The organism is Marinobacter bohaiensis, assembly GCF_003258515.1.
GTDB lineage: Bacteria > Pseudomonadota > Gammaproteobacteria > Pseudomonadales > Oleiphilaceae > Marinobacter_A > Marinobacter_A bohaiensis.
The window spans coordinates 1,504,357-1,530,321 of sequence record NZ_QGEH01000001.1; the positions used below are offsets into that span (position 1 = coordinate 1,504,357).

At 64.2% G+C, this 25,965-nt stretch carries 27 protein-coding genes; 15 read left to right on the top strand and 12 right to left on the bottom strand.

The window, feature by feature from the left end; all coding sequences use genetic code 11:
• Window positions 1-4 precede the first annotated feature (4 nt).
• Window positions 5-607 carry a LysE family translocator gene (locus DKK67_RS06715; protein WP_111495608.1) on the bottom strand — a complete coding sequence of 201 codons (603 nt, stop codon included), beginning with the start codon at window positions 605-607 and terminating at the stop codon, window positions 5-7.
• 37 nt (window positions 608-644) lie between these two features.
• A complete protein-coding gene (locus DKK67_RS06720) occupies window positions 645-1,517 on the bottom strand; it encodes a helix-turn-helix transcriptional regulator (protein WP_207950618.1) in 873 nt (290 codons plus the stop codon).
• A gap of 191 nt (window positions 1,518-1,708) precedes the next feature.
• Here DKK67_RS06720 and DKK67_RS06725 point away from each other — a divergent pair, with 191 nt between their 5' ends.
• The 3 genes from DKK67_RS06725 (at window position 1,709) to DKK67_RS06735 (ending at window position 4,363) form a co-directional block, all read left to right on the top strand.
• On the top strand, window positions 1,709-2,212 hold the full coding sequence (locus DKK67_RS06725; RefSeq protein WP_111495612.1) for a gamma-glutamylcyclotransferase family protein: 504 nt from the start codon (window positions 1,709-1,711) through the stop codon (window positions 2,210-2,212).
• A 385-nt stretch (window positions 2,213-2,597) separates the two neighbouring features.
• On the top strand, window positions 2,598-3,728 hold the full coding sequence (locus tag DKK67_RS06730; protein ID WP_111495614.1) for a fatty acid desaturase: 1,131 nt from the start codon (window positions 2,598-2,600) through the stop codon (window positions 3,726-3,728).
• Between the two features lie 59 nt (window positions 3,729-3,787).
• The gene (locus DKK67_RS06735; protein ID WP_111495616.1) at window positions 3,788-4,363 is read left to right on the top strand and encodes a sugar O-acetyltransferase; all 576 of its coding nucleotides are present in this window, start codon (window positions 3,788-3,790) and stop codon (window positions 4,361-4,363) included.
• A 6-nt stretch (window positions 4,364-4,369) separates the two neighbouring features.
• Here the strand turns inward: DKK67_RS06735 and DKK67_RS06740 are convergent, their stop codons facing one another.
• Window positions 4,370-4,930 carry a DUF5615 family PIN-like protein gene (locus DKK67_RS06740; protein WP_111495618.1) on the bottom strand — a complete coding sequence of 187 codons (561 nt, stop codon included), beginning with the start codon at window positions 4,928-4,930 and terminating at the stop codon, window positions 4,370-4,372.
• 357 nt (window positions 4,931-5,287) lie between these two features.
• Between DKK67_RS06740 and DKK67_RS21790 the strand changes: the two genes are divergently transcribed.
• Entirely contained in the window at window positions 5,288-5,983 is a 696-nt protein-coding gene (locus DKK67_RS21790; RefSeq protein ID WP_111495620.1) for a PEP-CTERM sorting domain-containing protein, read from the top strand.
• Between the two features lie 79 nt (window positions 5,984-6,062).
• Here the strand turns inward: DKK67_RS21790 and DKK67_RS06750 are convergent, their stop codons facing one another.
• Genes DKK67_RS06750 through DKK67_RS06760 form a run of 3 tightly spaced genes read right to left on the bottom strand, consistent with a single transcriptional unit; the run spans window position 6,063 to window position 9,236 of the window.
• Window positions 6,063-6,869 (bottom strand): DUF1338 domain-containing protein, encoded by an 807-nt coding sequence (locus DKK67_RS06750; RefSeq protein WP_111495622.1) that lies wholly within the window; start codon window positions 6,867-6,869, stop codon window positions 6,063-6,065.
• Window positions 6,859-7,995 (bottom strand): arginine N-succinyltransferase, encoded by a 1,137-nt coding sequence (gene astA / locus DKK67_RS06755; protein ID WP_111495624.1) that lies wholly within the window; start codon window positions 7,993-7,995, stop codon window positions 6,859-6,861. The genes DKK67_RS06750 and astA overlap by 11 nt, the downstream gene beginning before the upstream one ends.
• 20 nt (window positions 7,996-8,015) lie before the next feature.
• Window positions 8,016-9,236 (bottom strand): aspartate aminotransferase family protein, encoded by a 1,221-nt coding sequence (locus DKK67_RS06760; RefSeq protein WP_111495626.1) that lies wholly within the window; start codon window positions 9,234-9,236, stop codon window positions 8,016-8,018.
• Between the two features lie 175 nt (window positions 9,237-9,411).
• Here DKK67_RS06760 and DKK67_RS06765 point away from each other — a divergent pair, with 175 nt between their 5' ends.
• A complete protein-coding gene (locus DKK67_RS06765) occupies window positions 9,412-9,849 on the top strand; it encodes an Lrp/AsnC family transcriptional regulator (RefSeq protein WP_111495627.1) in 438 nt (145 codons plus the stop codon).
• Here DKK67_RS06765 and DKK67_RS06770 read toward each other — a convergent pair.
• Window positions 9,839-10,336 carry a MarR family winged helix-turn-helix transcriptional regulator gene (locus DKK67_RS06770; RefSeq protein WP_111495628.1) on the bottom strand — a complete coding sequence of 166 codons (498 nt, stop codon included), beginning with the start codon at window positions 10,334-10,336 and terminating at the stop codon, window positions 9,839-9,841. The genes DKK67_RS06765 and DKK67_RS06770 overlap by 11 nt on opposite strands.
• 121 nt (window positions 10,337-10,457) lie before the next feature.
• On the opposite strand from DKK67_RS06770, the gene DKK67_RS06775 reads away from it, so the two are divergent.
• Window positions 10,458-11,444 (top strand): DMT family transporter, encoded by a 987-nt coding sequence (locus DKK67_RS06775; protein ID WP_111495629.1) that lies wholly within the window; start codon window positions 10,458-10,460, stop codon window positions 11,442-11,444.
• Here DKK67_RS06775 and DKK67_RS06780 read toward each other — a convergent pair.
• Window positions 11,423-11,596: an HPP family protein gene (locus DKK67_RS06780; protein WP_228160528.1), complete on the bottom strand. Its 174-nt coding sequence runs from the start codon at window positions 11,594-11,596 to the stop codon at window positions 11,423-11,425. The genes DKK67_RS06775 and DKK67_RS06780 overlap by 22 nt on opposite strands.
• Before the next feature lie 109 nt (window positions 11,597-11,705).
• Between DKK67_RS06780 and DKK67_RS06785 the strand changes: the two genes are divergently transcribed.
• The 6 genes from DKK67_RS06785 (at window position 11,706) to DKK67_RS06810 (ending at window position 20,447) form a co-directional block, all read left to right on the top strand.
• Complete coding sequence (locus tag DKK67_RS06785; RefSeq protein ID WP_111495630.1) at window positions 11,706-12,908, top strand: multidrug effflux MFS transporter; 1,203 nt, start codon at window positions 11,706-11,708, stop codon at window positions 12,906-12,908.
• Window positions 12,909-13,051: 143 nt separating this feature from the next.
• Window positions 13,052-14,455, top strand: coding sequence for an efflux transporter outer membrane subunit (locus DKK67_RS06790; RefSeq protein ID WP_111495631.1), 1,404 nt, complete (start codon window positions 13,052-13,054; stop codon window positions 14,453-14,455).
• Window positions 14,452-15,714, top strand: a complete 1,263-nt coding sequence (locus DKK67_RS06795; protein WP_111495632.1) for an efflux RND transporter periplasmic adaptor subunit — start codon at window positions 14,452-14,454, stop codon at window positions 15,712-15,714. Before DKK67_RS06790 ends, DKK67_RS06795 begins: the two co-directional genes overlap by 4 nt.
• Entirely contained in the window at window positions 15,707-18,856 is a 3,150-nt protein-coding gene (locus DKK67_RS06800; RefSeq protein ID WP_111495633.1) for an efflux RND transporter permease subunit, read from the top strand. Before DKK67_RS06795 ends, DKK67_RS06800 begins: the two co-directional genes overlap by 8 nt.
• Window positions 18,853-19,224, top strand: a complete 372-nt coding sequence (locus tag DKK67_RS06805; protein ID WP_111495634.1) for a cupin domain-containing protein — start codon at window positions 18,853-18,855, stop codon at window positions 19,222-19,224. The genes DKK67_RS06800 and DKK67_RS06805 overlap by 4 nt, the downstream gene beginning before the upstream one ends.
• A 239-nt stretch (window positions 19,225-19,463) precedes the next feature.
• The gene (locus DKK67_RS06810; protein ID WP_111495635.1) at window positions 19,464-20,447 is read left to right on the top strand and encodes an aldo/keto reductase; all 984 of its coding nucleotides are present in this window, start codon (window positions 19,464-19,466) and stop codon (window positions 20,445-20,447) included.
• On the opposite strand, the gene DKK67_RS06815 is transcribed toward DKK67_RS06810, so the two are convergent.
• From DKK67_RS06815 to DKK67_RS06830, 4 genes are read right to left on the bottom strand one after another with little or no spacing between them, the layout of a single operon-like run.
• Window positions 20,444-21,055: a PqiC family protein gene (locus DKK67_RS06815; protein ID WP_111495636.1), complete on the bottom strand. Its 612-nt coding sequence runs from the start codon at window positions 21,053-21,055 to the stop codon at window positions 20,444-20,446. The genes DKK67_RS06810 and DKK67_RS06815 overlap by 4 nt on opposite strands.
• Window positions 21,052-22,707: a PqiB family protein gene (locus DKK67_RS06820; RefSeq protein WP_111495637.1), complete on the bottom strand. Its 1,656-nt coding sequence runs from the start codon at window positions 22,705-22,707 to the stop codon at window positions 21,052-21,054. Before DKK67_RS06820 ends, DKK67_RS06815 begins: the two co-directional genes overlap by 4 nt.
• A complete protein-coding gene (locus tag DKK67_RS06825; RefSeq protein ID WP_111495638.1) occupies window positions 22,700-23,311 on the bottom strand; it encodes a paraquat-inducible protein A in 612 nt (203 codons plus the stop codon). The genes DKK67_RS06820 and DKK67_RS06825 overlap by 8 nt, the downstream gene beginning before the upstream one ends.
• Window positions 23,308-23,907: a paraquat-inducible protein A gene (locus DKK67_RS06830; protein ID WP_111495639.1), complete on the bottom strand. Its 600-nt coding sequence runs from the start codon at window positions 23,905-23,907 to the stop codon at window positions 23,308-23,310. The genes DKK67_RS06825 and DKK67_RS06830 overlap by 4 nt, the downstream gene beginning before the upstream one ends.
• 227 nt (window positions 23,908-24,134) lie before the next feature.
• Between DKK67_RS06830 and DKK67_RS06835 the strand changes: the two genes are divergently transcribed.
• The 3 genes from DKK67_RS06835 (at window position 24,135) to DKK67_RS06845 (ending at window position 25,958) form a co-directional block, all read left to right on the top strand.
• Window positions 24,135-24,515: a DUF6152 family protein gene (locus DKK67_RS06835; protein ID WP_111495640.1), complete on the top strand. Its 381-nt coding sequence runs from the start codon at window positions 24,135-24,137 to the stop codon at window positions 24,513-24,515.
• A gap of 21 nt (window positions 24,516-24,536) precedes the next feature.
• On the top strand, window positions 24,537-25,022 hold the full coding sequence (locus DKK67_RS06840) for a hypothetical protein (RefSeq protein ID WP_111495641.1): 486 nt from the start codon (window positions 24,537-24,539) through the stop codon (window positions 25,020-25,022).
• Between the two features lie 174 nt (window positions 25,023-25,196).
• Window positions 25,197-25,958: a 3-hydroxyacyl-CoA dehydrogenase gene (locus DKK67_RS06845; RefSeq protein WP_111495642.1), complete on the top strand. Its 762-nt coding sequence runs from the start codon at window positions 25,197-25,199 to the stop codon at window positions 25,956-25,958.
• Window positions 25,959-25,965 lie beyond the last annotated feature (7 nt).

Consider the following 25,965-nt stretch of genomic DNA (forward strand, 5'->3'; position numbering starts at 1 on the left):
TGGATCAGCCGGCCAACTCCGGCCAGACGTATTCCACGCCGATAGAGCCCGCCACGTAGAGCAACAACACCGCCATCACCCGGTTAAACCAGCGAAAGAACACCGGGCTGCCGACGCGTGGACCCAGCAGTTTGCCGAATAGGGCGTAGCTGCCGGGAGCGCCCACGGCCAGCACCGCCAGGACGCAGGACCAGCCCACCACCGCCGGGCCGTGAATGCCGGCGCCGGGAAACTGGATGGTGGCGATGGGCAGGGTCGCGACGATGCCCTTGGGATTGAGGAGCTGGATAAACAGCCCGTCAAGGAAGCGCAGGGCATTGGCGCTGGCTTCGGTGCGGATGTCGACACTGGCCCTGAGTATCTTGAAGGCCAGGTAGGCGATGTAGCCGCAGCCGGCCAGGCTGACGAACACCAGGCTCCTGCTGTGCACCAGTGCCCCGCCAAGCAGGCCGAACCCGAGGAACAGGATCAGCATGGCGCTGCCGACACCGACGTAAAAGCCGGCGGAGCTGCGGAACTGGCCGTGGATGCCCGCGTTCAGGCCGAGCAGATTCACAGGCCCAGGCGTGTACATCACGCCTATGGCGTAGGCGAGGATCTCGATCATGGTGGTTTCCTGAAAAGGTCGTCGCGTGACGTTGGCGTCAGGCGCCAATGCTTTGCTGGTAGCTCGTCGGCGTCATGCCATAGATGCGCTTGAAGCGTCGGTTGAAGTGGCTCAGGTCGGAAAACCCGTAACGGTGGACCACATCGTTGACCGACTCGCCGGCCTCCAGCGCCGAGCGGGCGGCGTTGATGCGGCAGTTGATCACGTACTGGTGCGGGGTGATGCCGAACTGGCGCCGGAACAGTCGCAGGAAGTGGTACTTCGAGAGGTGGGCCGCTGCGCTGATGTCTTCCAGAGACAGGTCGGCATCGATGCAGTCGTGGATAAAGTCCTTGGCCCGTTCCAGCAACACGTCGGGGCGCCTGGACACGGCGTCCATCTCGAACGAGCCGACACGTTGCACCATACGCGAGGCGATCTGGAACAGGGCGTGTTCCTGCTCGATGCGACTGCCCACGTTGTCGGCGATCAGGCGCACCAGTCCGATGATCTGGTCGCGCAGCAGCGGGTCGTCAAGCAGCGTCTCGTTAAAGTGGATGTCGCCGATGCGCGTGCGTCCGGCGGCGTCTGTCATCAGCGGCTCGATCTGCCCCGGGTGGATGTACAGCATGACATAGCTCAGCGGGTCGTCGCCGCCGGAGTGGCCGTCATGCACCTCGTCCGGACTGAGCTGGATCACTTTGCCCGGAGGGCTGCGGTGGAAGCTGCCGTTGCTGAAGAAATCCTGGCTACCGCTGAGGGTCACGCCAAACGCGTATTCCTCGTGGGCGTGCTTGTCGTAGGTAAACCCGTCCATCTTTGCCTGCAGCGCGGTCACTTCCGGCAGATGCTGGCTCCGGATGAAGCGAAATTGGCTGTCCTGTTCCACCCTTACACTCACCGTTCTTCCCCTGGACGCCGGTCTGCTCATGGGCTGTCTCCCTCATGGGAGACTGGCCCGTTTCATCCATACTGTAACGCCGGAGCGGGGGCGACGCTTGGACAAAATTGCGCAATCGGCTCCCGATATGGCGGGCGCGGTACCGAAAGCCTTTATTGAGAAAGCCGCATTGAAGACGCCATGTTGAAAACCTGCATTGATAACGATGGGAGAAACGCACAATGTTCTATTTTGCCTATGGCTCCAACCTGTCTCGCGCCCGGTTGCAGGCAAGGGTTCCCGAGGCCGAACCGGTCGCGGTGGCCAGCCTGCCGGAGCACCGCCTGTGTTTTCACAAGGTCAGCCGTCGTGACGGATCCGGGAAGTGTGATGCGTTATACACCGGCGATAGGGGAGATCGTGTCCTGGGTGTGATCTATGACGTGTCGGACGAAGGCAAGCGGGTGCTGGATCGGATTGAAGGCCTGGGCCATGGCTATGACGAGAAGCTGGTGGTTGTCGAACTCGGCGACGCAAGCCGACGGAGGGTCTGGCTCTACGTGGCCTCCGACATTGACGCGGGTTACCGGCCCTACGGCTGGTACAAGCAGCACGTTCTGGCCGGCGCCCGGGAGCATGGTTTTCCTTCGGCCTATATCGACGTCATCGAAGCGGTGGAGACGGTGGAGGATCTGGACGTCGATCGGCATTACCGGGAGACCGCGATATACCAGCGCGGTGACTGAATACGGTTGCCGAAAAGTCCAGGCATTGTGGAGGTGTCACGGGTGGCCGCTTGCCCGGTACGGCTGGATCAGTGGCGGTGCTATCGACGGCGTAGCGGGTTGCTGCCCATCACACAGAAACAAAGCGTTTCCAAATAAGTTATTGTATTTCGTATCTATTGCCATAGTGACGTGTTAGTTTGGCGCATCTCACCGTCTGTCCCGCCTGCACATTCAAAATGACGACAACAGCGAGGCCAACGGTGTAAGGGCTTGCCGGTTTCTGTTGATCGTATGGTCGATGGACGGGCCGTCCTGGCCGTCCATGGAAGGGAACGGCTGCGCGCCAACTTGGGAATGGTGCCGTTTGGAGGGAAAGTTTGGGTTCACAAGCAGTACATCAATCATGTCCGATCTACAGGCGTTAGCCGATAAGAAGAAAGAAATCATTGCGCGTTTTTCCGCCAAAAGTAATGCCATTGCCCTCTGGCAACTGCTCACCACTCTGGTTCCGTATGGTCTGTTCTGGTATCTGGCCGTCGAGAGCGTTGCGGTCTCCTGGTGGCTCACCGCGGGCTGTATCGGCGTCCTGTGCCTGTTCCTGCTCCGTGTCTTCGTACTGATGCACGATTGCGGCCATAACGCGCTGTTCGATAAGATCGCCTACAACCGGCGCGCCGGATTCCTGCTCGGCGTGGTTTGCGGCATGCCGCAGTACGTGTGGTCGAAGAATCACGCTTTCCACCATGCCACCAACGGGAACTGGGATCAGTACCGTGGGCCGCTGGCGACGCTGTCGCTGGATGAATTCAACGCGCTGACACCGGCCCAGCAGACCCGCTACCGCCTGATGCGTCACATTGCCGTGGCGCCGCTGGGTGGCTTCCTCTACCTGATATTCAACCCGCGCTACACCTGGCTTAAAGGCAGCCTGGCGCTGCTTGCCTTTATCCTGCGCGGCAAACTGCGCCAGCCGACGCGGTCGATGCGCTCGATCGCCGGTGAGTTCCAGCCACGTTACTGGAAGACCTGGAAGGACTACCGGCACATGACCGCCAACAACCTGGTGCTGCTGAGCCTCTGGGCGCTGATGTGCGCGGCGGTCGGGCCGTTGGTCTTCTTCGTCATCTATCTGACCAGTCTGTCGCTGTCCGGTGCTGGCGGGATCATTCTGTTTACGGTGCAGCACAACTTCGAGGATTCCTGGGCGGCGGACGAGTCCAACTGGGATTACAGCCGGGCCGCCGTCGAAGGCACCAGCTTCCTGGTCCTGCCGGGCTGGCTGAACTGGTTCACCGCCGATATCGCCTACCATCACGTCCACCACCTGTCGGCGTCGATTCCGAACTACCGGCTGGCCGAGTGTCATCGGGCCTATGCCCACCTGTTTGCGGACGTCACGCGGATTACCCTGCGCGATGTGCCCAAAGCCTTGCGCAATAACCTGTGGGATCGCGATCACCACCGGATCACATCCTTTGAAGCGGTGGAGCGGCGTGTGTCCGGGTTCGGGGTGTTGTCCAAAACGTCTGCCTAGGACGGTCCGTCCTGCTAGACTGGCCCGATTGACGTTGCCAACCGGACCAGGAGGTCACGATGACCAAGAGCCCCACGGAAAAACAAAAAATGCTGGCGGGCGAGCTGTACAGCGCCAAGGACCCGGAGCTGATGGCGGATCAGCGCCGCGCCCGCCTGCTGACCCGGGCCCTCAATGCCAGCTCACCGGACCAGCAGGCTGAGCGGACCCGCCTCATTGGCGAGTTGATCGGATCGGCCGGCGAGGGCGTCTGGATCGAGCCGCCGTTCTACTGCGACTACGGCAGCCACATCACGCTGGGGCGTGACGTTTTCTTCAACTTCAACTGTGTCGTGCTGGACGTCTGCCCGGTGACCATCGGCAATCACGTGCTGTTCGGCCCGGCGGTGCAGATCTACACCGCGACACATCCTCTCTCTGCCGCCGAGCGCCGCACGGGCCTGGAGTCCGGCAAGCCAGTCGCCATCGATGACGACGTCTGGGTGGGCGGCGGTGCCATCATCTGTCCCGGAGTGTCCATCGGCGCGCGTTCCGTCATCGGGGCAGGCAGCGTTGTTACCGGGGACATTCCTGCCGACGTATTTGCCGCCGGCAATCCCTGCCGCGTGATCCGTTCCATTGGCGCCGACGACTGACCGGCGTCAGCTCGTTGGGTAGTCCGCCAGCGGGCTGTTGCCGGGCAGGAAGCGGGTGGGCGTGCGCCAGCGGTTAAAACTCAGCAGGCGTGCCCGCATGCGTCGCACGTGGCTGCCTTCCCAGTAGACATGTCGGCACCCGGGACAGTGGCAAAAGACTCGACGGTCACCGGCTTCCTCCAGGTCGTTACCCGGCAGTTGACCGGCTCGCAGCGGCGTATTGCAGCGTTTGCAGCGGGAGAATGGATCGTGCAGCCAGTTCAGGTTCAGTCGGCGGGTCAGCTCGCGGAAATTCGCATCCATACCGTTGGATTCAAGCAACAGCACGTAGTGCGGGGCGTTGCGGTGCAGCTCAAGTTCCCGATCCCGGGTGATCAGCCAGCGGTTCTCGCGGATCGCGGTGCCCAGCACGTCCCGATCCTGAGTGCCGCTGGCGGGGGAGGTGGTGTCGTAGCCGGCCACGCGCAGCCATTGGCCGAAGCCCCGCAGCATCTCGTCGCACAGAAAACGTGGCGCTTCCAGCGGGCAAAGCGCTCCTTCAATCCAGCGCGTTCGTCGTCCCGTCATGCCTGCCCTGTCGAAATTCTAATCAGGTGTTAACCCAGGTTAACAGTCTCTCCCGGGTCGCCTGGAGACGCTCCAGGTCCTGCTCAGGTATACGAACAAACCTCTTTCTTTTCCCAGTATTGCCCCGGTAGACCTTGGACGACAAGGGGAAGGGAGCCGTTGCTGATCCACTGGGACGCTGACCTGTTGGCGTCGGTATAGAGGTTTTCGACCGGCTCGTGGCTATCAGCGGCGTCGGCTTTATTTACAGTGCATCTGTGTTTCATCCTTAAAACCCAGTGAAAACAGTGGCCTGAGGACATGGCACCGGTTTCGCATTGAGCCAGGGGAATTTCTTTCAAGGAAGGAGTAAGAATCATGAAGTTGCGTGCATCCCTAGCAGTTGCGTTGATGTGTTCCGGTCTCTGGGCCGCCGATCTGTCGGCCGCCGAGATCAGCGCATCGGATATCGTGTCAGGGTCGGCCGGTGGTATCAGCTTTACCGCGAGCGGCGGTTCACTGGGTCTGAAAACCGTTGACGGTGTGACCGGTGCCGGTGTTAGCACGGGCGCTGGTGGCAATGAAATCGATGTTGGACAAAGTGTTACCGCGTCATCCGACACGGGCTTCACCTTTGAAGGCACGACACTGGCCTTCCTGTTCGACGGCCCGGAACACGGTGACTACGAAGAAGTGGCCAGTCTGACCGCGACCTTCCTGGGCGGCGGTTCCAGCACGGCTACCATCCAGAACACCTACACCAGCACCAACGACCTGGTGCTTGAGCTGTTCATTGACGGTGTGCTCAGCAACAGCCTGATCCTCGGCGCAACCGAGGCGGTTGCCGGTGCGGCAGCGACCGTGGACCTGGGCGCACTGTTCGGTACCGAAGTGCTGTCCTCGCTGTCCTATGAGGCGCTGGCTTCCAGCGATTGCGGCGCGGGCAGCTGTAACAACCAGAGCGATTTCTCAATCGCCAGCATGTCCGCAACCTCCGTTCCGGAACCGGCCACCCTGGCGCTGCTGGGTCTGGGGCTGGCAGGCCTCGGCGCGACCCGTCGCCGCAAAGCCTGATCACTCGGGCGCCACAGACGAAAATGGGGCCATCTGTTGGCCCCATTTTCGTATCCGCTCCCGGCAGCTGTGCTGACGATCACATCCCGGCGTCGGTGCTCTCGAAGATCTTGTCGGCCGATGCGGCCACAAAGCCGGAATAGAGTTGGCCATCCGGCTTGGGGTAGCGCAGGGCGAACTCGTAGAAGCAGCTGGGGATCGTTGCCTTCTGATCCCGGAAGGATACCTCCACTCTGTCCGCCATGGTCGAGGACTGCTCCAGCAGCTCTTCCGGCGATCCCTTGATCTCCCCGCCCGAGCTGTTGAGGGTGTAGCCCTCGTCTTTCAGAAGCTGGTTCACTTCCTCCAATGTCCTGAACTGCTTGAGCTGATTCACGCTGACCGTGAAATGGTTGGCGCGATAGCCCCAGGCCGACATCCAGGCGGCGTACTCGCTCTCATCCAGCAGTTGCTTGTAGGTAGCGTAATCCACCTGCCAGTGGGTACCGGAGTACAGGAAGTCATCAGCGGTGACGGCCTCGTCAGGCACCTGGTCCACCATCTCGTGGACGGCCTTCTGCAGCTCCGGCGAGAACTGCTCAACCAGCAGCTCGGAAATGAATACCTTGGGGGCGGTCGGGTCTTCGTGCTCGAAGTGCCTGGCGTAGAGTTTCTTGGCCTCGAAGTGGTACTCGCCACCTTCCGTGTAGCCCAGGGCCAGGAAATGCGCGGCCAGTTTGTCCAGGTTTACCCTGTCCAGGTTGAATGTGCGCAGGGCGATGTGGTCGTTGACGATCTCGCTGCCCTGGGTACCGCCGAGGATGCGATGGATTTCCTCCGCTTTCGGGGTCACTTCGCGGTAGTTGTTCCACAGATTCTCGAAAAGGGTATCGCGGTCAGAGTGCATACTTGAGCTCCTGTTGCTGTTGGGACTGCGAAGTGGTGGTCGCGCTGTCGGTACTGGGCAGGCCGCGGTTGGCAGCCACCGCCATCGGGATGAAACGCGCGTTGCCACCATCGCGCAGCCCCAGGGATTCGGCGAGTGCTGACGGTAGTTGTAGCAGGTTATGCTGTGGCAGGTAGCTGGCCTGGTCGGTCACGGTGGCGCGGAAGCTCCGCACGTCGGCGTTGGCAATGAGGAACGCCTGACTGCTTTGATCCGCCCGGGGCTTGAAGGCGGAGGTGCCGTCCTCGATCACCTGGACGCGACAGGCGACGGAATCCGCTACGCTGTGGATCCGGTCGCGTTCGGCCTCCACGGTCGGGCCTGCGTCGAACAGGTCGACATAGCCCTTGTGGCGAAAGCCTTCCGCTTCAAGCATCTTCAGTGCCGGCCGGGTCTTGTCATGAACCTGGCCAATCACGGACTGGGCCTCGGGGCTCAGCAAGTGCGTGTAGAGCGGGTACTTGGGCATCAGCTCGGCGATGAAGCCGTTGTTGCCGGCGCCCACCAGCTGCGTCACCTGACCGAACTCCAGGTCCACAAAATGGTGGCGCAGCCAGTTCCAGAAGGGCGATTCGCCGTTGTCGCAGGAGACTCCGCGCATCTCGGCGATGACGGTGTCGGCAAAGCGCTCCGGATGCTGGGCCATGAACAGGAAGCGCACCTTGGAGAGCAGTTTGCCGGCGTTGGGGCGGCGGAACTGCGGGCGCAGATAGAGGGTGCAGATCTCCGAGCAACCGGTGTAGTGGTTGCACATATTGAGCACGTCTACCCGCTTGAACAGGCCCAGTTCGCGGGAATGATGCACCACCTGACTCTTGTGATAATGGTACAGCGGGCTGTTCAGGCCGACACTTGCTTCGATGCCGGTGGTGCCGATCACCTCGCCGGAGTCGGGATCTTCCAGCACGAACAGGTAGCCCTCGTCGCCGGGTAACGATACCTCGGCGTCGAAGCTGTCGATGGAATGCTGGATCTTCTGCACCAGGAAATCCCGGTCGTCCACCAGTGAGGTGAAGCCAGGGCCGGATTCCTTCGCAATCGCCTGCAAGGCCGGCAGATCCCTGTGCTCAATCGGGCGAATGATCATGGTGCGTCCTCCGCGTCGCTTCAGCCGGCTTTCGCCACCTGGCCGAACAGCTTGTCGATGGCCGCCTCGAAGCGGTTCAGACCTTCTTCGATGTCGGCTTCCGGAATCAGCAGGGACGGCGTGAAGCGCACGACGTTGGCGCCGGCCACCAGGCACAGCAGCCCCTCGCTCATCGCCGCCTGCAGGATCTCTTTGGCGCGTCCGGCGTGCTCGTCCACCAGTTCCGCACCGATCAGCAGGCCTTTGCCGCGAACCTCCCTGAAGATGCCGTAGCGGGCGTTGATCGACGCCAGGCCAGCCTTGAACAGGTCGTGGCGCTTGCGCACACCGGCCAGCAGGGTCAGGTCGTTGACCGTATCGAACGTGGCTTCGGCCACGGCACAGGCCAGCGGGTTGCCGCCGTAGGTGGAACCGTGGGTGCCGGGTTTCAGGTGGCTGGCAATGGCGGCGGTGGTCAGCATGGCGCCAATGGGAAAGCCGGCGCCCAGGGCCTTGGCGGTGGTCAGGATGTCCGGGGTGACGCCGCTGTCCATGTAGGCGTAGAGGTGGCCTGTGCGGCCCACGCCGGTCTGGACTTCGTCGAAGATCAGCAGGGCGTTGTGCTTGTCGCACAGCTGCCGCACGCCCCGGATGAACTCGGGGTCGGCGTCGATGATGCCGCCTTCGCCCTGCAGCGGCTCCATCATCACGGCGCAGGTCTTGTCGGAAATGACCGCCTCCAGGCTGGCCAGGTCGTTATAGACGGCGTGATGGATGGCGCCCGGCTTGGGGCCGAAACCGTCGGAATAGGCCTTCTGCCCACCTACGCTCACCGCGAAGAAGGTGCGGCCGTGGAAGCTGCGTTCGAAGGAAATGATGTCGCTCTTGTCTTCGCCGTACTCGTTGAACGCCCAGCGACGGGCCAGCTTGAGGGCCGCTTCGTTGGCTTCGGTGCCGGAATTGGCGAAGTAGACGCGCTCGGCAAAGGTGGCGTCGGTCAGCTTCTTAGCCAGACGCAGGGCCGGTTCGTTGGTCATCACGTTGGCCAGGTGCCAGACTCGCTCGCTCTGCTCCTGCAGGGCCCTGACCGGCGCCGGATGACAGTGGCCCAGGCAGCTCACCGCAATACCGCCGGCGAAGTCGATGAACTCGCGGCCTTCCTGATCCCAGACGCGGGAGCCTTCGCCACGAACCGGAATGACTTCGGGCGGGGCGTAGTTGGGCACCATGACGTCATCAAAAAGAGCGCGATTGACTTCCATTGCGAAAACCTCGTTTTTCAGGGGGTTGGGGCCGCCAGTTCAGCCGTCTTTGAAGATTGTTGGCCATATTATGAAGTGGGGTAGTGTCACTTTGCAGCGTTAAAAGCATCGAATTAGCGATGCTTTATGGCAAAATGATCACCAAAACGATCAATACGCCCATACTGGAGACGAAATGGACAAGCCCGTCAGCGCCCAGGACCAGCGATTGCTGCTGCTGTTGCGCCAGAACGCCCGGACCAGTGTGTCGGAACTGGCACGGGCCCTGAATCTGTCGCGCTCAACGGTGCAGAACCGGATTGCCCGGCTCGAAGCCAACGGCGTGATCAAGGGCTATTCGCTGGAACTGGGGGGTGCCTACTCCACCAACCGGGTGGAAGCGCATGTGTCGATCAAGGTGCGCCAGAAACTGACCGCGCGGACCAACGCCGCGCTGGAGCAGATCCATCACGTGGCGCAGCTGTTCTCGGTCAGTGGCGAATACGACCTGATCGCCATCGTACAGGCGCAGTCGCTGGAAGAACTCAGCACCGTACTCGATGACATCGGTAATCTGGAGGGGGTGGAGCGGACCAATTCCGCCGTGGTGCTGGAGACCAAGTTCAAGCGTTAGTGCGATCCAGCCCCTCCAGCAGTTTGCCCAGCAGATCGTTGAGACGCTTCTGCTCGTTGCGGGTAAGGGCGGTCAGCGCCCGGGCCTCGTTATCCACGTGCAGCGGCACGATGCGGTTGATGAGTGCCAGCCCGTCATCGGACAGACTGACCAGCATGCCGCGGCGATCTTCCGGATTCGGTGTGCGCCGTATCAGACCCGCTTTTTCCAGCCGGTCGAGCCGGTTGGTCATCCCGCCCGAGGAGATCATCAGCGCCTCGAACAGCTGGGTAGGACCCAGTGAGTAAGGCTCGCCCGAGCGCCGCAGTGTGGCCAGTACGTCGAATTCCCCCTGGTGGAGTCCGTGGGATTTGAAGAACGGATCCAGGTAATCCCGCGTGATCTGGCGGGTCGCGGCGCCTAACCGGCCCAGCAGTTCCATCGGGAGCAGATCCAGCTCCGGCATTTCCGTCTGCCACTGATCCGTGGCCAGCTTTACACGACTCATTGTGCCTCTTTTTATCTTGGTGTTAAGATAAATTTTATCTTGATGATGAGATAAATGTGATTCGGCCCGGACGAGCGTTGCCAACGAACTCGTCTCGACGCCAAGATTCTGGAGATCAATGATGGCGAAGGTGATGCAATCTCACAAGGCGCGGGACGGACAGGGGCTCTTCGCCCTGGGCTGTCTGCTGCTGGTTGGCACTCTGCTGGCGCTGTCCCTGGTGATGGCCAAACTGGCCGATGGCGCCGGGGCACCGCGGCTGACGTTTCTCATGCTCGGCCTGGTGGGCGCGGGGATCATTCTGACCGGCCTGACGGCGCTGCAGCGCCAGGCCATGCCCCTGAACCGGCGGACTCTGGAGTATGCCCTGGTGACGGGCGTGCTCATGGCGCTGCCTAATGCCCTGGGGTTCCTGGCCGTGCGCCATGTGGGGGCCGGCTTCATCTCGCTCAGCTTCGCTTTCCCGATCCTGCTGACCTGGCTGCTGGCCTTGTTGATGGGGATGGAGCGGATGCGGGTGCCGCGTCTTCTGGGGGTGTTGCTGGCGCTGGCCGGTGGCGTGATCCTGGCGGTGTCCAAGGCGGGAAACAGCGCCGGCGAACCGATCTGGGCGATGCTGATCCTGGCCATGCCGCTGGCCTTGTCCATCGGCAACATCTACCGGACCCTGCGCTGGCCAACCGGCACCTCGCCGATTTTCCTGGCGGCGATCATGCTGTTCGGCGCCGGGTTGTCCCTGTTGCCGTTCGTGCTGGCCACCGAGGTGGGCGAGATCGGGGCCATGATGCGCTCGTCTACCATACTGGGGCTGCTCGCCGTGGAAGTCCTGGTGTTCGCCGTTCTCTATTTCTTCTACTTCGTGCTGCAGAAGCTGGCCGGGCCGGTTTATCTCAGCCAGATCGGCACCGTTGCCGCCGTAGTCGGGACCGCTATTGCGGTACTGGCGCTGGGCGAAGCGACACCGCCCAACCTCGCCCTCGCCGGTACCCTGGTAGCGGCGGGCACGTTGGTGTTCCACCGCTCGGCCCGGCCGGAAGCGCCGTCGATGGTCGGGCATCGCCCGTTCCGTCGAATGAATGCGTCGCCTCAGAGCCAGCGTTTGGGGTAGGGCTGGCGTGACAGCAGCCGGTGGTAGGCCAGGCCGAACGCGACAATGGCCCGGGTGCCGATGGCCACCGGCGAGATGAGGCAGTGCCAGTCCTGCCCGGTCAGCATCACCACCAGCGGGTTGGCGCCCGCCGCCGGCATCGCTTTGTACACAGTGAGACGGGGCTGTCGGTAAGCACATCTGTCGATTTTGTTTCGGTAGCGGGCCAATCTATAGTTTGCGATTCACCTGCGCGATTTGCTGACCCCGAATGGACACTGTATGACGACGAAGGACTCCCACGTTCGCTTTTCACTGATCCTGGCACTGGCCTCCGCCATGATGATCGGGCCGTTTTCGCTGGATACCTACCTGCCCGCCTTCCCCGACATCGCGCAATCCCTGGGGGCGACGTCGCAGGAAGTGGGGCTGAGCGTGTCGATCTACGTCTTCTGCCTCGCCATAGGCCAACTGATTGGCGGCGCCTTGTCGGACCGCTTCGGTCGCAAGCCGGTTCTTCTTTCCGGTCTGACCATCTTTGTTGTATCCAGCCTGGGGCTCGCCTTGACCGATAACCTGTCCCTGTTTCTCGCCGGCCGTGCCGTGCAGGCCCTGGGAGCCGGTTGGGCGCTGGTCTCGGTGCCGGCGCTGGTGCGGGACCTGGTGAGTGGGCAGGATGCCGCCAAGCTGTTCTCGATGATGGGGCTGATCATGGTGGTGGCGCCGGGGATTGCCCCGAGCATCGGCAGCGGGCTGCTGCACCTGGGGCCCTGGAACGTCATCTTCCTGTTTCTGGCCGTCTACGCGGTGGCTGTGGTGCCCCTGCTGTTGGGCACCGTGTTTCGCCACAGCAGCGTGCACACCGGTTCGGCGTCGTCCGGCGGGGTGCTCAGGCGCTACGCCGAGGTGCTCCGTAACCGGGCCGCGCTGCCGTTCATCGCCTGGCAGGTGGGTTCGTTTTCCGTGATGATGCTGTTTATCACCCACGCTTCGTTCATCTATCAGGATCACTTTGGTGAGTCGAAGGAAGCCTTCGGGCTGCTGTTCGGCGCCAACATCGTGGCCATGTTCTGCGTTAACCTGATCAACCGGGCGCTGCTGTCGCGGGTCACGTCGCTGCGGATCCTGCAGGTGGCGACGCTGGTCCAGGCGCTGGGCGGTGTGCTGCTGGTGGTCGCCGCGCAGATGGCCTGGCCGGTCTACGGATTCCTGGCGGCCATGATGCTGACGATCGGCGTGATGGGGGCCATCATCCCTAATATCCAGAGCTGCTTTATGGAGTATTTTCCCACCAGTGGCGGCTCCGCCGCGGCGTTGCTTGGCGCGGCCCAATTCGGCGTTGCCGGCACACTCAGTGCCCTGTCGGCACTGCTGCCGCACACCCTGCCGGCGGTGGTGATGTCCATGGCGGCCTGCGCGGCGCTGGCGTTCCTGGTTATGCTGACGTCCGTTTTCGGCCGGACCGGTTCCCGCGAGGACCGCTGAACGGCCTTCTGCGGAGGCCTGCCGTCTTTGTAAGTCTCCGTGTAAATTTTGTGAAAAGACAACCTTAACGTTTCTTAACTCCTCTATGATGGCGCGTGTCAGAGGTGCCGCAAGGCATAACCGTATCCATTGTCAGAGGTTGCATGATTCCAGGTCCCGCTCGACGATTCTCCCTGAACCTGCTGCTGGGCGCACTCGGCTTGGTGGGCTGCGTCTCCACGCCCACGGAAACCGTTCCGCAGCCGGTGACGCTGCCGGCGAGTTTTTCCGGAACGCCCGAGGCCGGGGATATCCGCCTGACCCGCCAGTGGTGGCATCATTTCGACGATCCCCGTCTGGACGAGGTGGTGGCTGCAGCTGTGGATGGGAGCTTCAGTCTGGCCTCGGCGCGCGCGCGCCTGCGTCAGGCCAGGGCGGCCGCACGCATTGCCGGCGCCGATCAGTTGCCGACGCTGGACGCCAACGCGGATGCGGGAATCACACGCCAGGATGGTAGCAGCAGCGAGAACTACCGCGTCGGAGCCTCGGCGTCCTATGAGGTGGACCTGTGGGGCCGCATCGGTGCCGGCGTCGAGTCGGCGCGCTTGGAGGCCCAGGCCAGCGAAGCCGATCTGGACGCCGCCTACATCAGCCTGACCGCTTCCACCGCCGACACCTTCTACCGGGTGCTGCGCCAGCGCGCTATCGTCGATCTGCTTGACCGTCAGCGGGCCACCAACGAGCAGGTGGCCGACCTGATCTCGGTGCGCTACCGCAACGGCCAGGCCCAGTTCGACGAGCTCCTGCGCCAGCGCCGCCTGGCCGAAGCGTCCGTGTCCGACCTGTTATCCGCTCGCGCCACCCTCAAGGATCTGCGTCACCAACTGGCCGCACTGATGGGCCAGCCGGCCAACACATTGGCCCTGCCAGCGGGCACCGCCATCATCGAGCTGCCGCCCATGCCCGGGGTGGGCCTGCCGTCGCAGTGGTTGAACCAGCGGCCCGATCTGCGGGCGGCCTGGCAGCGCGTGCAGTCGGCCGACGCCGACGTGGCGGTGGCCATCGCCGAGCAGTACCCGCGCCTGGATCTGTCCGCCTCCCTGGAAACCGCCGCCACTTCGCCAACCGACCTGTTTGAGGACTGGGTGTCTTCGCTGGCGGCGGCGCTGGCCGTACCGATCTTCCGGGGCGGCGCGTTGGAGGCCGAGGTGGACCGCTCCACAGCGGCTCGTGATGTGGCCTTCAATGATTACGCCCAGACCGTGGTGGATGCGGTGGCGGAAGTGGAAACGGCGCTGTCCAACGCCCACTATGACCAGGAACGACTGATCAGTCTCAATCGCCAGCTGAGGTTGGCCGAAGAGGTGGTGGAACGCCTGCGGCAGCGCTACATCGGCGGGGCCGCCGAGTACCTGGACGTGTTGTCGGCACTGACCACCCTGCAATCCGTGCAGCGCCAGCAGCTCGAGGCCCAGTGGGCCCTGTTGCTGGACCGGATTGTCCTGATTCGAACCATCGCCGGGGGCTGGGACACCGCCGGACCGGAAGCAAGCGAGGCCAACGGATGAGCGTTGATCAGAAATCCCTGAGAGATCAGGGCCAGTCGTCCAACCGTCGGATGACGCCGGCACGTGGCCTGTTCCAGGCCGTGCTGTGCCTGGGGGTGCTGGTGGCCGGTGCGGGCATCGCCTGGCTGCTGCTGGGCACCGCTGAAGAGGCTGGCCGGCAACCGCCGGCGGAGCGTTCCAAGCGTCTGGTGGAAATTGAGGTGGCCGAGCGTCGGTCCCATCAGGTGACGGTCACGGCCTGGGGGCAGGTGCAGCCCTCCCATGCGTTGACGCTGACACCACGGGTGGGCGGCCGGGTGGTGTCGCTGGCCGACAACTTCGACGCCGGCAGTGTGCTGGCCAGCGGCGAGTCGCTGCTGCAGCTCGATCCACGGGATTACGAACTGGCGCTGACCCGGGCCCGCAGTGCGCTGACCCAGGCACGGGCCGACCTGTCGCTGGAGCAGGGCCAGCAGGCCGTGGCCCAGCGTGAATACGAATTGCTCGGGGAAAACGTCAGCGACGCCGAGCGCAGCCTGATCCTGCGCCGGCCCCAGTTGGAAACGGCCCAGGCTGCTGTGGCCGCGGCCGAGGCGGATCTGGCCGAAGCCCGGCTGAACCTGGAGCGCACGGGGATTACCGCGCCGTTCGAGGCGATGGTGCTGTCCCGGGCCGTGGCGGAAGGCGCGGAGGTCTCCACCGGCACCACGCTGGCGGAACTGGTCGGCGTCGACACCTGGTGGCTGGAACTGACCGTGCCGGTTAACGCGCTGAAGTGGGTGCGCTTCCCCGGATCGGACAGCAAGGGCTCCACCGTCCAGCTGCGTTACGAGGGCGTCTGGCCCACCGATGTGTCCCGCGAGGGGCGCGTGGTGCGACTGCTCGGACAGCTGGAAGAGGGCGGCCGCATGGCCCAGGTGCGGGTGGCGGTGCAGGACCCGCTGGCCCGTGGAAGCGGGCAAGCCAACCAGCCCCGCCTGCTGCTCGGCGCCTACGTGCGGGGTGAGATCCAGGGCGCGGCGGTGCAGGAGGCCGTGGCGCTGCAGCCGGAGTGGGTCCACTCGGGCAATATCGTCTGGCTGATGGACGACAACGACGAACTGGCCATGCGCCAGGTCACCATCGCTTACCGCGACGGCGAACGCGTGCTGGTGACCGACGGCATCGAGGACGGTGACCGCATCGTCACCTCGCAGATTTCTGTGGTGACCGAGGGCATGCCGCTGCGCGTCCAGGAAGTGGACACCGATTCCAGCCGTGACGGAGGCGGAGATGTCTGATCGGCCCAAGGGCTTTATCGGCTTCATGACCGCCCACCGGGTGGCGCCCAACCTGTTGATGCTGGTGCTGATCCTGGGCGGACTGTACATGACCTCCCGGATCACCCAGGAGGTGTTTCCGGATTTCCAGCGCGACGCCATCGACATCAGTGTGTCCTACCCCAACGCCACACCTGAGGAAATCGAGCAGGGGGTGGTGCTGCCGGTGGAAGAAGCGGTCCGCGGGCTGATCGGGATCAAGGACGTCACGTCCACCGCCCGGGAGGGTTCGGGCTCAGTGACCCTGGAGCTGATCGAGGGTGCCGATCTGCAGCGCACCTACCAGGATGTAATCCGCGCCGTCGACCAGATTCAGACGTTCCCTGACGACGCCGAGGAACCGGAGATCGAGTACAGTGGCTGGCGTCGCGACGTACTGGACGTGCTGGTCTACGGCGCCGCGCCGGATCAGAGCCTGAGAACGGCGGCGGAGCAGATCCGTGATCGCCTGCTGCTGGAGCCCGGCATCACCCAGGCGGACCTGGACGATGTGCGCGATTACGAGATCCACATCGACATTGCCGAGGACCGTTTGCGCGCCTACGGCCTGACCCTGGACGAAGTGGCCGGCATCGTCGCCGAGAGCGCCCGCGACCGCTCCGCCGGTGCGGTGGAGACCGCCGCCGGGGAAATCCTGCTGCAGGTGGACGAACGCCGCAGCCACGCCGAGGAGTTCCGCGACATCGTGATTCGCGCCGGGCAGGGCGGTTCCCTTCTGCGCCTGGGTGACATCGCCACCATCACCGACGGTTTCTCCGAGGATGTGGAGGACATCCAGTCGTTCAACGGCATGCGCGCCATCGAAGTGGAGGTGTTCCGGGTCGGCTCGGAAACCCCCATCAGCGTGTCGGACGCGGTGCACGCGGCCTTGCCGGACATCCGCGCCGGCCTGCCGCCGGCCATCGACGTGGTGGTCCAGAGCGACGCCTCGGAAGTCTACAAGCAGCGCCTGGAACTGCTGCTCAAGAACGGCTTCTTCGGGTTGCTGCTGGTACTGGCGCTGCTCAGCCTGTTCCTGGAGTTCAAACTGGCGTTCTGGGTCACGGTGGGGATTCCCACGGCCTTCCTGGGGGCATTCCTGTTCCTGCCGGGGATGGGCGTCTCCATCAACATGATTTCCCTGTTCGCATTCATCATCGCTTTGGGGATCGTGGTGGACGACGCCATCGTGGCGGGGGAGAACATCTACGAATACCGCAGCCGCGGCATGCCGTTCGTTGACGCGGCGACCCAGGGGGCGAAGGACATCGCCGTGCCCATCCTGATCAGCGTGATCACCAACATCGTCGCCTTCCTGCCCCTGGCGGCCATGCCCGGGCCCTTCGGCCAGATCTGGGCGGTCATTCCCGCGGTGGTGGGCTCGGTGTTCCTGATCTCGCTGGTGGAAGCGCTGATCATCCTGCCGGCTCACCTGGCCTATGTGCGCGACGGCTCGCGCACCCGCTTCGGCGCCCGGCTGCACGATGCCCAGCAACGTTTCAGCCGCGGGTTCAGCGGCCTGATCGAGCGGGTCTACGGCCGCGCGCTGTCGGTCACCCTGCGCTGGCGCTACGTGACCCTGGCGGCGGCGCTGACGCTGCTGGCGATTACCCTGGCGTATCCGTTGAGCGGTCGCATGGGCTTCATCCTCATGCCGCGGGTGCAGGGGGATACGGTGGAAGTCACCGCCACCCTGCCGTACGGCGCGCCCACCAGCGAGGCGCGGCGGGTGCGGGCGGAGCTGACCGACGCGGCTCGCCGGGTCATCGACGCCAACGGTGGGGACGCGCTCAGCAAGGGCGTGTATGCCTCCATCGAAGACAACGTGGTGGAAGCGCGCATTTACCTGACCGGGCCCGATCAACGACCCATCACCACCGCCGAGACGGCCCGGAAATGGCGCCGGGCGACGGGTGAGATTCTGGGCGTGGAGTCCCTGCGCTTCGACACCGACCGTGGCGGCCCCGGCGGCGGTGCCGGCGTGACCGTGCAGCTCAGCCACAGCGACGTGGAGACCCTGAACCGCGCGGCCGCGGTGCTGGGACAGCGGCTGGCCGAGGTCAACCACGTTACCGACGTGGACGACAGTTACGCACCCGGCAAGCCGCGCTGGAGCCTGCGCCTGACCGAGGCCGGCCGGGCCCTGGGGCTGACCTCCGGCGACATCGCCAGCCAGGTCCGCGACGCCTTCTACGGCGCTGAGGCCTTCAAGCTGCTGCGCGGCGCCAACGAGGTGACCGTGCGGGTGCAGTTGCCGCCGGAGTTGAGCAAGAGTTCCGTGGCGGTGTCCTCGTTCATGATCCGCACCGAGGGCGGCCAGTACGTCCCCCTGGACCAGGTGGCCCGCATCGAGCCCGGAACGTCCCTGACCAGCATTCGCCGGGAGAACGGCCGGCGCGTGATGCCGGTGAGCGCCAACGTCGAGCCGATCGAGCAGACCAACCGGGTGCTGGCGACGCTGCGGGGCGAACTGCTGCCGCAGCTGATGCAGGATTTCCCGGGGCTGTCCTACAGCTTCGGCGGCCGTCAGGAAAGCATGCGCGACTCGATCAACAGTTTCTACAGCACCGTCACCCTGGCGTTACTGGTGATCTTCGTACTGCTGGCGCTGCCGTTCCGCAGCTACACCCAGCCGTTGATCGTGATGACGGCGATTCCGTTCGGCATCGTCGGTGCGGTGCTGGGGCACCTGATCATGGGCTACAGCCTGAGCCTGATCAGCATTATGGGGATCATCGCCCTGGGCGGCGTGGTGGTGAACGGTTCGCTGGTGCTGATCGATTACGCCAACGCCCGCCAGCGGGAGGGATATTCGGCGGTTGACGCCATCCACGCCGCCGGCGTGCGCCGCTTCAGGCCGATTTTCCTGACCACCTGTACCACGTTTGGTGGTTTGGCGCCCATGATCTTCGAGACCTCGGTCCAGGCCAAATTTATGATCCCCATGGCGATTTCCCTGGGCTATGGCATCCTGTTCTCGTCGGCGCTGCTGTTGCTGGTGGTGCCGTCGTTGTACATGGTGCTGGAAGATATCGTCGGCTGGTTCAGCGGCCGGGCCCGGTCGGTGATCGACGATGTGCTGCCGGACGCACCGCAAGCCAGACAATCCCGGGAGAGCGAATGAACCCGACCGTCCATCGATTCGATCCGTCGCAGGAATACTTCTTCGAGGAAGGCTGCTACATCCTCGAAATGGCCAACAGTGCCGACGACGAGGCCCTGTCCATCGCCCGCGCCCGGGTGGAACCGGGCGGGGTTACCCGGTTGCATACCCTGGCGGCGCAGGTGGAACGCTACGTTATTCTCGACGGGGAAGGCCGGGTCGAGGTGGGCGACACGCTCAGCGAAGACGTGTCCGCCGGCGACGTGGTGGTGATCCCGCCGGGCAGCCCCCAGCGCATCCGCAATACTGGTGAGACCACCCTGGTGTTCTTCGCGCTGTGCACGCCCCGCTTTGTGCCCGAGGATTACCGGGACGTGGACCCGGGCTGATCGGGACTCCCGACCGATAGGCCATCGCTGGCTGCCCGGATCAGCCCGGCCTTGTTGACGTCCGCCATCCGTTTCCCTTGCGGATCGCCGTCCGGCGGTCCAGCATAATCCATCGTCACTTCGTAGGCGTGAACCACGCTGCATCGACTCGCGACCCGTCAGAGCTCGCGACGTCCCAATCCCGCTGTATCCCGGACAGGTCGAACGTCGGCCTTTCCATCATTTTCAAGGAGGTTGCCATGGATTATCGCCGTTTGGGTTCCACCGGTATGAAGGTGTCTCCCCTGTGCCTGGGCACCATGACCTACGGCTCGCCCACCTGGCGCGAGTGGGTGCTGGACGAGCAGGCCAGCCGTCCGTTTATCAAGAAGGCGCTGGATGCGGGTATCAACTTCTTCGACACCGCCAACATGTATTCCCTGGGGGAATCGGAGCGCGTGGTGGGCAAGGCGCTGCTGGATTACGCCCGCCGCGAGGACTTTGTCCTGGCCACCAAGGTCTACTTCCCGATGGGAGACGGGCCCAATGACCGCGGCCTGTCGCGCAAGCACATCATGGCGTCCATCGATGCCTCGCTGGCGCGTATGGGCACCGACTATGTGGACCTGCTGCAGATCCACCGCTGGGACTACGACACGCCCATCGAGGAAACCATGGAGGCGCTGCACGATGTGGTGAAAGCCGGCAAGGCGCGCTACATCGGGGCGTCGTCGATGTACGCCTGGCAGTTCGCCAAAGCCCAGTTCACCGCCGAGCGTCATGGCTGGACGACGTTTGTCACCATGCAGCCCATGTACAACCTGATCTACCGCGAGGAAGAGCGCGAGATGTTCCCGCTGTGCGCGGACCAGGGTGTCGGCGTGATTCCCTGGAGCCCTCTGGCGCGGGGCGTGTTGGCCGGCCGCACGACGCAGGGCGAGGGCGGTGACTCGATGCGTTCACGGACCGACGAGAACACCGTCAAATGGCAGCTGGGCGGCGACATCGACACGCCGGTGATCGAATCCCTGCGCGCCGTCGCAGAGCAGCGAGGGGCGCCCATGGCGCAGATCGCCCTGGCCTGGGTCGCGTCCAACCCCGTCGTGTCGGCACCGATCATCGGGGCCAGCAAGGAGCGTCACCTGGACGACGCCATCGCCGCGCTCGACATCACTCTAAGCGACGAAGAGAAGGCGGTGCTGGAAAGCGGCTACGTGCCCCACGCCGTGACCGCGCACGCCTAGTCGGGACACCGGGCGTCGCCGGCCACCAGGGTATCGGCGGCGCGGCGCAGTCGTTCTGTCAGGTTGTCGAGGTTGGCCTGCTGGGCCAGCACGATACTGGTGACGTCGGCGCCGGTGGTCTGGTAGAGCTGGAGATGGCAGCTCAACTGGCGCGGTGAAGCGTCTTTCGTGCGATTAACCAGGCGGATGTTGGCGTTGAGCCAGGCGTTGGCATCCGGTGCGGCTTCGAATCGGGTGACCTCGATCCAGGCGTGAATCGGGCCATCGGCCTCGCCCGGCTGATTGAGCCGGGTGGTCAGCGCGCTGCGAATTTCCTCGGGCAGGGGCGCGCCCCACCAGTCGGATTCCAGCACCTCCAGTTCACTGGCCGAGCGGCGGATCACCAGCGCGCTGCGATCGACCTGGGGCGGTACACTGACGGCTTCGATTGCGATGATCGACCGGGCGGTGTCCGGGGAGGGCTCGCTGACTGGCGCCACCAGGGTATGCAGCCGAACGGGCGGGCTGGTGCTGCAGGCCGTCAGGCCCAGCATGCCGAACAGCAGCAGGGGAAGCCACCGCTTGCCAGGGGCGGGGAGCGTTGTCGTCTGTCGAGAGAAATCCGTCATGGCGCCAGTTCACTCCTTGCCGGGGCGGCGCGGCCGCGAAGCATGGCTTCGGGGTGTCGCCGCAGGTAATCGGTCAGTTCACGGACTGAGCGGGACATTCGCTCCACCTCGTCCAGCGCGTGGCCCAGTCGCGCCCGTTCCGGCGAGTCCGGGTCCAGTGCGTCCGAGGCGGTGGTCAGGGTGGACTGCATCTGCGCCATCACCTGATCCATGCCCTGCAGGCTGTCCACCGCCGACGGCAGCACGTCGCGGTTGATCTGGCCCAGCGTCTGCTGCAGCGCGTCGAGGCTGCCGTCCATGTTCCTGGCGATGCTTTCGTAGGGAATGTTGCTCAGGCGTTCCACCAGGCGGGTGAGCTGCTCCTGCAGTTTCTCCAGGCTGGTGGGGCGCGTCGGTATGCGAATCGGGCGTTTGGCCACGTTGAATTCGGTTTTGCTGGCGTTCGGGTAGAGTTCCAGTGACACGTAAAGCTGGCCGGTGAGCAGGTTGCTGGTGCGTGCTTCCGCCCGCAGGCCCTGGCTGACGAGTTCCTCGAACAGCAGCGGTACCTCGCTGGGGCCGCCGACCGGCTCGCCGATGGCGCTGAGCAGCTTGCCGTAGGCCTGGCCCATCAGTTGCGGATAGACCCGGGCGTCCACCACCACCGGGAAGGTGTGAGACGCCGGGTCGTAGTCCAGCGTGACCCGGCTTACCTCGCCGATTTCCTTGCCGATCAGCTCCACCGGAGAACCTTCCTTGAGTCCGCGCAGGGACTGGTCGAAGCGCATGCGGATCATCTGCGCCGGGCCCTTGCCCGGCGACAGCGCGACGCCCCTCTCGTTGAACAGCTGGAATTGGGTACCCGCCTGCGCCGGTTCCCGGTTGGCGCTGAATTCCGGGGTGCCGAAGGCGATGCCCCCGGTGAGCACGGAGATCAGCGATTCCGAGTCCAGTTCCAGCCCGTCGGCGCTGACGCCAATGTCGATACCGCTGGCGTTCCAGAACCGGGTGTCGCCGGTGACGAAGCGGTCGTTGGGCGCGTTGACGAACACCACGACGTCGACGCCATCGCCGGACTTGTCCAGGCCGTAGGACACCACCTGGCCCACGCGAACCTTGCGGTAGTAAACCGGCGAGCCGATATCCAGCGACCCCAGGTCCTGGGCCTTGAGTTCGAAGCGCTTGCCGGGCTCGCCGTAGGTCACCGGCGGCGGCGACTCCAGGCCCTCGAAGCGGTTGGTACGCTGTTCCGAGTTGCCCGGGTCGGCGGCAATGAAATCGCCGGAGAGCAGGGTGTCGAGCCCGGAAATGCCACCGGTGCCGATACGCGGACGCACCACCCAGTAACGTGAGTCTTCGCGGGTGAAGGCTTCTGCCTCGTGGTTCAGCTCGATGGTGACCAGGACGTTGCGGTTGTCGCCGCTGAGCTGGATGTCGGAGACCTCGCCGATCACCACGTTGCGGTACTTGACCTGGGACTGGCCCGGCGTCAGGCCGCTGGCGGTCTCGAAGGACACTTGGACCGTGGGGCCGGCGTCCTGCCAGGCGCGGATCAGCATCGACAGGCCCACCAGCGCGGCGACCAGCGGCACCAGCCAGACCAGCGACAGGCGCCAGCGGCGGGAAGTGACGTCTGCCTCGGGAGGCGACTGCGGCGTCGTTCCGTTACTCATGGTGGGGTTCCGTATCCCAGATCAGTCGTGGATCAAAGCTCATGGTGGCGAGCATGGTCAGCACCACCACCAGGCCAAAGTAGAGGATGCCAATGCGGGGCTCGATCGAGCCCAGGGCACCGAACTGGACCAGCGCGACCAGCAGCCCGGCGACGAACACGTCGAGCATAGACCAGTAGCCGATCAGCTCAAGCCCGCGATAAAGCCGGGTGCGGTCACGCCGGCTGCGTTCCGAGCCCCGGCCCACCGTCAGCAGCAACAGGCCCAGCACCAGGAACTTGGTCACCGGCACGCCGACGCTGGCGATGAAGATGATCAGCGCAATGTCCCAGGCGCCGTCCAGCCAGAGTGTGACCACGCTGCCCAGGATCGTGGTATCCGAATCTCCCGTGAACGAGCTGGTGTGCATGATCGGCAACACGTTGGCCGGAATGTAGAGGATCAGCGCGGTCATCATGAGTGCCCAGGCCCGGGCAATGCTGTTGTGCTTGCGACGATGCAGCCAGGTGTTGCAACGCGGGCAGTGTTGCGCTGTCGCATCGCAGGCCAGCCGGCAGTGATGGCACAGGCGCAGTCCCAGCTCATCGGCGGTGGGCGGGGTCATGGCAGCTCGTCCCAAAGGCGGTGAATATCGCGCCCCGCCATGCCGATGATCAGCAGGCTCAGCCCGGCCAGTGCGGCGAGCCCCAGCGTCGGCAGCACTTCGATCCGGCCAGTGATCTTGAAGACCGTCACCAGCGCGCCAAGCAGGAACACTTCCAGCATGCTCCAGGGGCTCAGGCTGGTGAGGGTGCGCATGCAGCCGCGAAAGCCCGGCGCTTTCTGCCGGAAGTGGGCGAATCCCAGTATCCAGCTCATCAGGGCCACCTGAACCAGCGGTACCAGGATCACCGAGAACCCGGCCACCAGCGCCAGCAGATCGGTGGGGCCGCGGGTCAGGGCCCAGACCGCGTCAAACAGGGTGGCCGGATGCGCCTGGCCCTGGGTCTGGATCACCAGAACCGGGCTGACGCCGAGGAACACGACCAGCAGCACCGCCGTCAGGCACAGGGCCAGCAGGTGATCGACATGGAAAAGATGCGGCCGCGCCAGAACGCCACCGCAGCGCCGGCAGTTGGCCCGCTGGTGCGCGTGCAGCCGGGGGCGCTGGTAAACAGCGTCGCAGTACTCGCAGATGATCAGGTCGGACAACTCGCTCATGTTCCCTGGTCGACGCCTTGCGGCGGATGAAACCTGTTGATTTCCTAAGACTAGCCGCTTCTGGACGATACGTCGGCCTGAAGGCCTGTCCCTGGGGAATTTTTGAGCCCGGCGGCGGTCATGGACCATACTGCGTTTCAGATGCCGGGGGCAAAAGGGCCGTCGGTAGGATTCGTGTTGCCTCAGTTCGTTGTCGGGGATTGTAGACGTACGGAGGAAACTGCGATATGACGCGACTTTATCCAACGCATTCCGTCATCCTGTGGATGGCGCTGGCCTTTCTGGCCTCGCCCCTGGCCCTGGCGCACCATGGCTGGGCCTGGGCCACCGACGAAGAGTTCGAGATCAGCGGTGAGATCACCGAGGTCCGGCTGGGCAATCCCCATGGCGAGCTGACCATCGATGTGGACGGCGAGGACTGGGTGATCGAAGTGGGCCAGCCCTGGCGCAACGAGCGGGTCGGACTGACCCGGGACATGCTGGCGCCAGGCACGATGATTACCGTCCACGGTCACCGCTCCGCCCGGGAAGGCGAGCGTCTGGTCAAGGCCGAGCGGGTGGTGATCGACGGCAAGGACTACAACCTCTATCCCGATCGTGCCTCCTGAGTCGCTCAGCGATCCCCGGGAATGATGGAATCGCTGCTCACGGCGCTTGAACAGTTGCCGGCGGTGGCGGCCCTGCGTCAGTCCACCTGGATGTACCCGCTGGTGAATACCGGTCATATCCTGGGGGTGGCTCTTCTGGTGGGGGCCATCGTGCCGCTCGATATCCGCCTGCTGGGTGGCTGGCGGCGCTTCCCGCTGATGCCGTTCCTGCACGTGTTGAGGCGCGTTGCCGCGGCCGGCCTTGCGTTGGCCGTTGTTTGCGGGTTATTGCTGTTCGCCGCGCGGGCCTCCGAATACGCCGCAGCCTACCTGTTCCAGCTCAAATTGGGGCTCATCGGGCTCGGCGGCGCCAATGTGGCGGTGGTGCAACGCCTGCTGGCGCGTCACGCCGTGGCGGACCTGCCGCTTGAGGCAACGCTCCCCGTCGGTATTCGCCTGGGAGCGGTGTTGTCCCTGTTGGCCTGGTTGGGCGCCCTGCTGTGCGGTCGGTTGCTGGGCTATTTCTGAGTCTCCCGGTCCCGTCACGCGCCGGTTTTTATCAAATTTCCTGCCGATTCTTGTCATGGTCCCGCTCCGGGGCCTGGTTCACACTGACGCCATCCACTGAATTCAGGCGCCGTTTGCGTGTCTGACAGCAAGAACCTTCGAACAATAAGAACCATCGAACAAGAAGAGGCCAATATGGAATTCAAGGGAATCCCCGCCATCGTGACCGGTGGCGCATCCGGTCTGGGGGAAGGCGCCGTGCGCGCGCTGGCGGCCGAAGGCTGCAAGGTGGCCATCCTCGACCTGCAGGAAGAGCGCGGCCGCGCCGTGGCGGAAGAGGTTGGCGGTATCTTCGTTAAATGCGACGTGTCCTCCGCCGAGAGCGCCGAAGTGGCGATCGCCGCGGCTCGCGAAGCCCACGGCCCCTGCGGCATCGCGGTGAACTGCGCCGGTATTGCCCCGGCGGCGAAGATCGTCGGCAAGGAAGGCCCGATGCCGATGGAGGATTTCAACCAGGTCATCCAGGTCAACCTGATCGGCACCTTCAACATAATGCGACTGGCCGCCGCCGACATGATGCAGCGCGAGCCCAATGCCGACGGCGAGCGGGGCATCATCATCTCCACCGCTTCGGTTGCGGCCTACGAAGGCCAGATCGGGCAGGTGGCTTACAGCGCCTCCAAGGGCGGCGTGGTGTCCATGACCCTGCAGGCTGCCCGGGAACTGGCGCGCCAGGGCATCCGCGTCAACACCATCGCGCCGGGTATTTTCATGACGCCGATGATGGCTGGTATGCCGGAGAACGTGCAGGACAGCCTGGCGGCGACGCTGCCGTTCCCGCAGCGCCTGGGCAAGCCGGAAGAGTTCGGCATGATGGTCGAGCAGATGGTCAAGAACCCGATCCTCAACGGCGAAGTGGTGCGCCTGGACTGCGCCTTACGGATGGCGCCGAAATAGGCCGGAG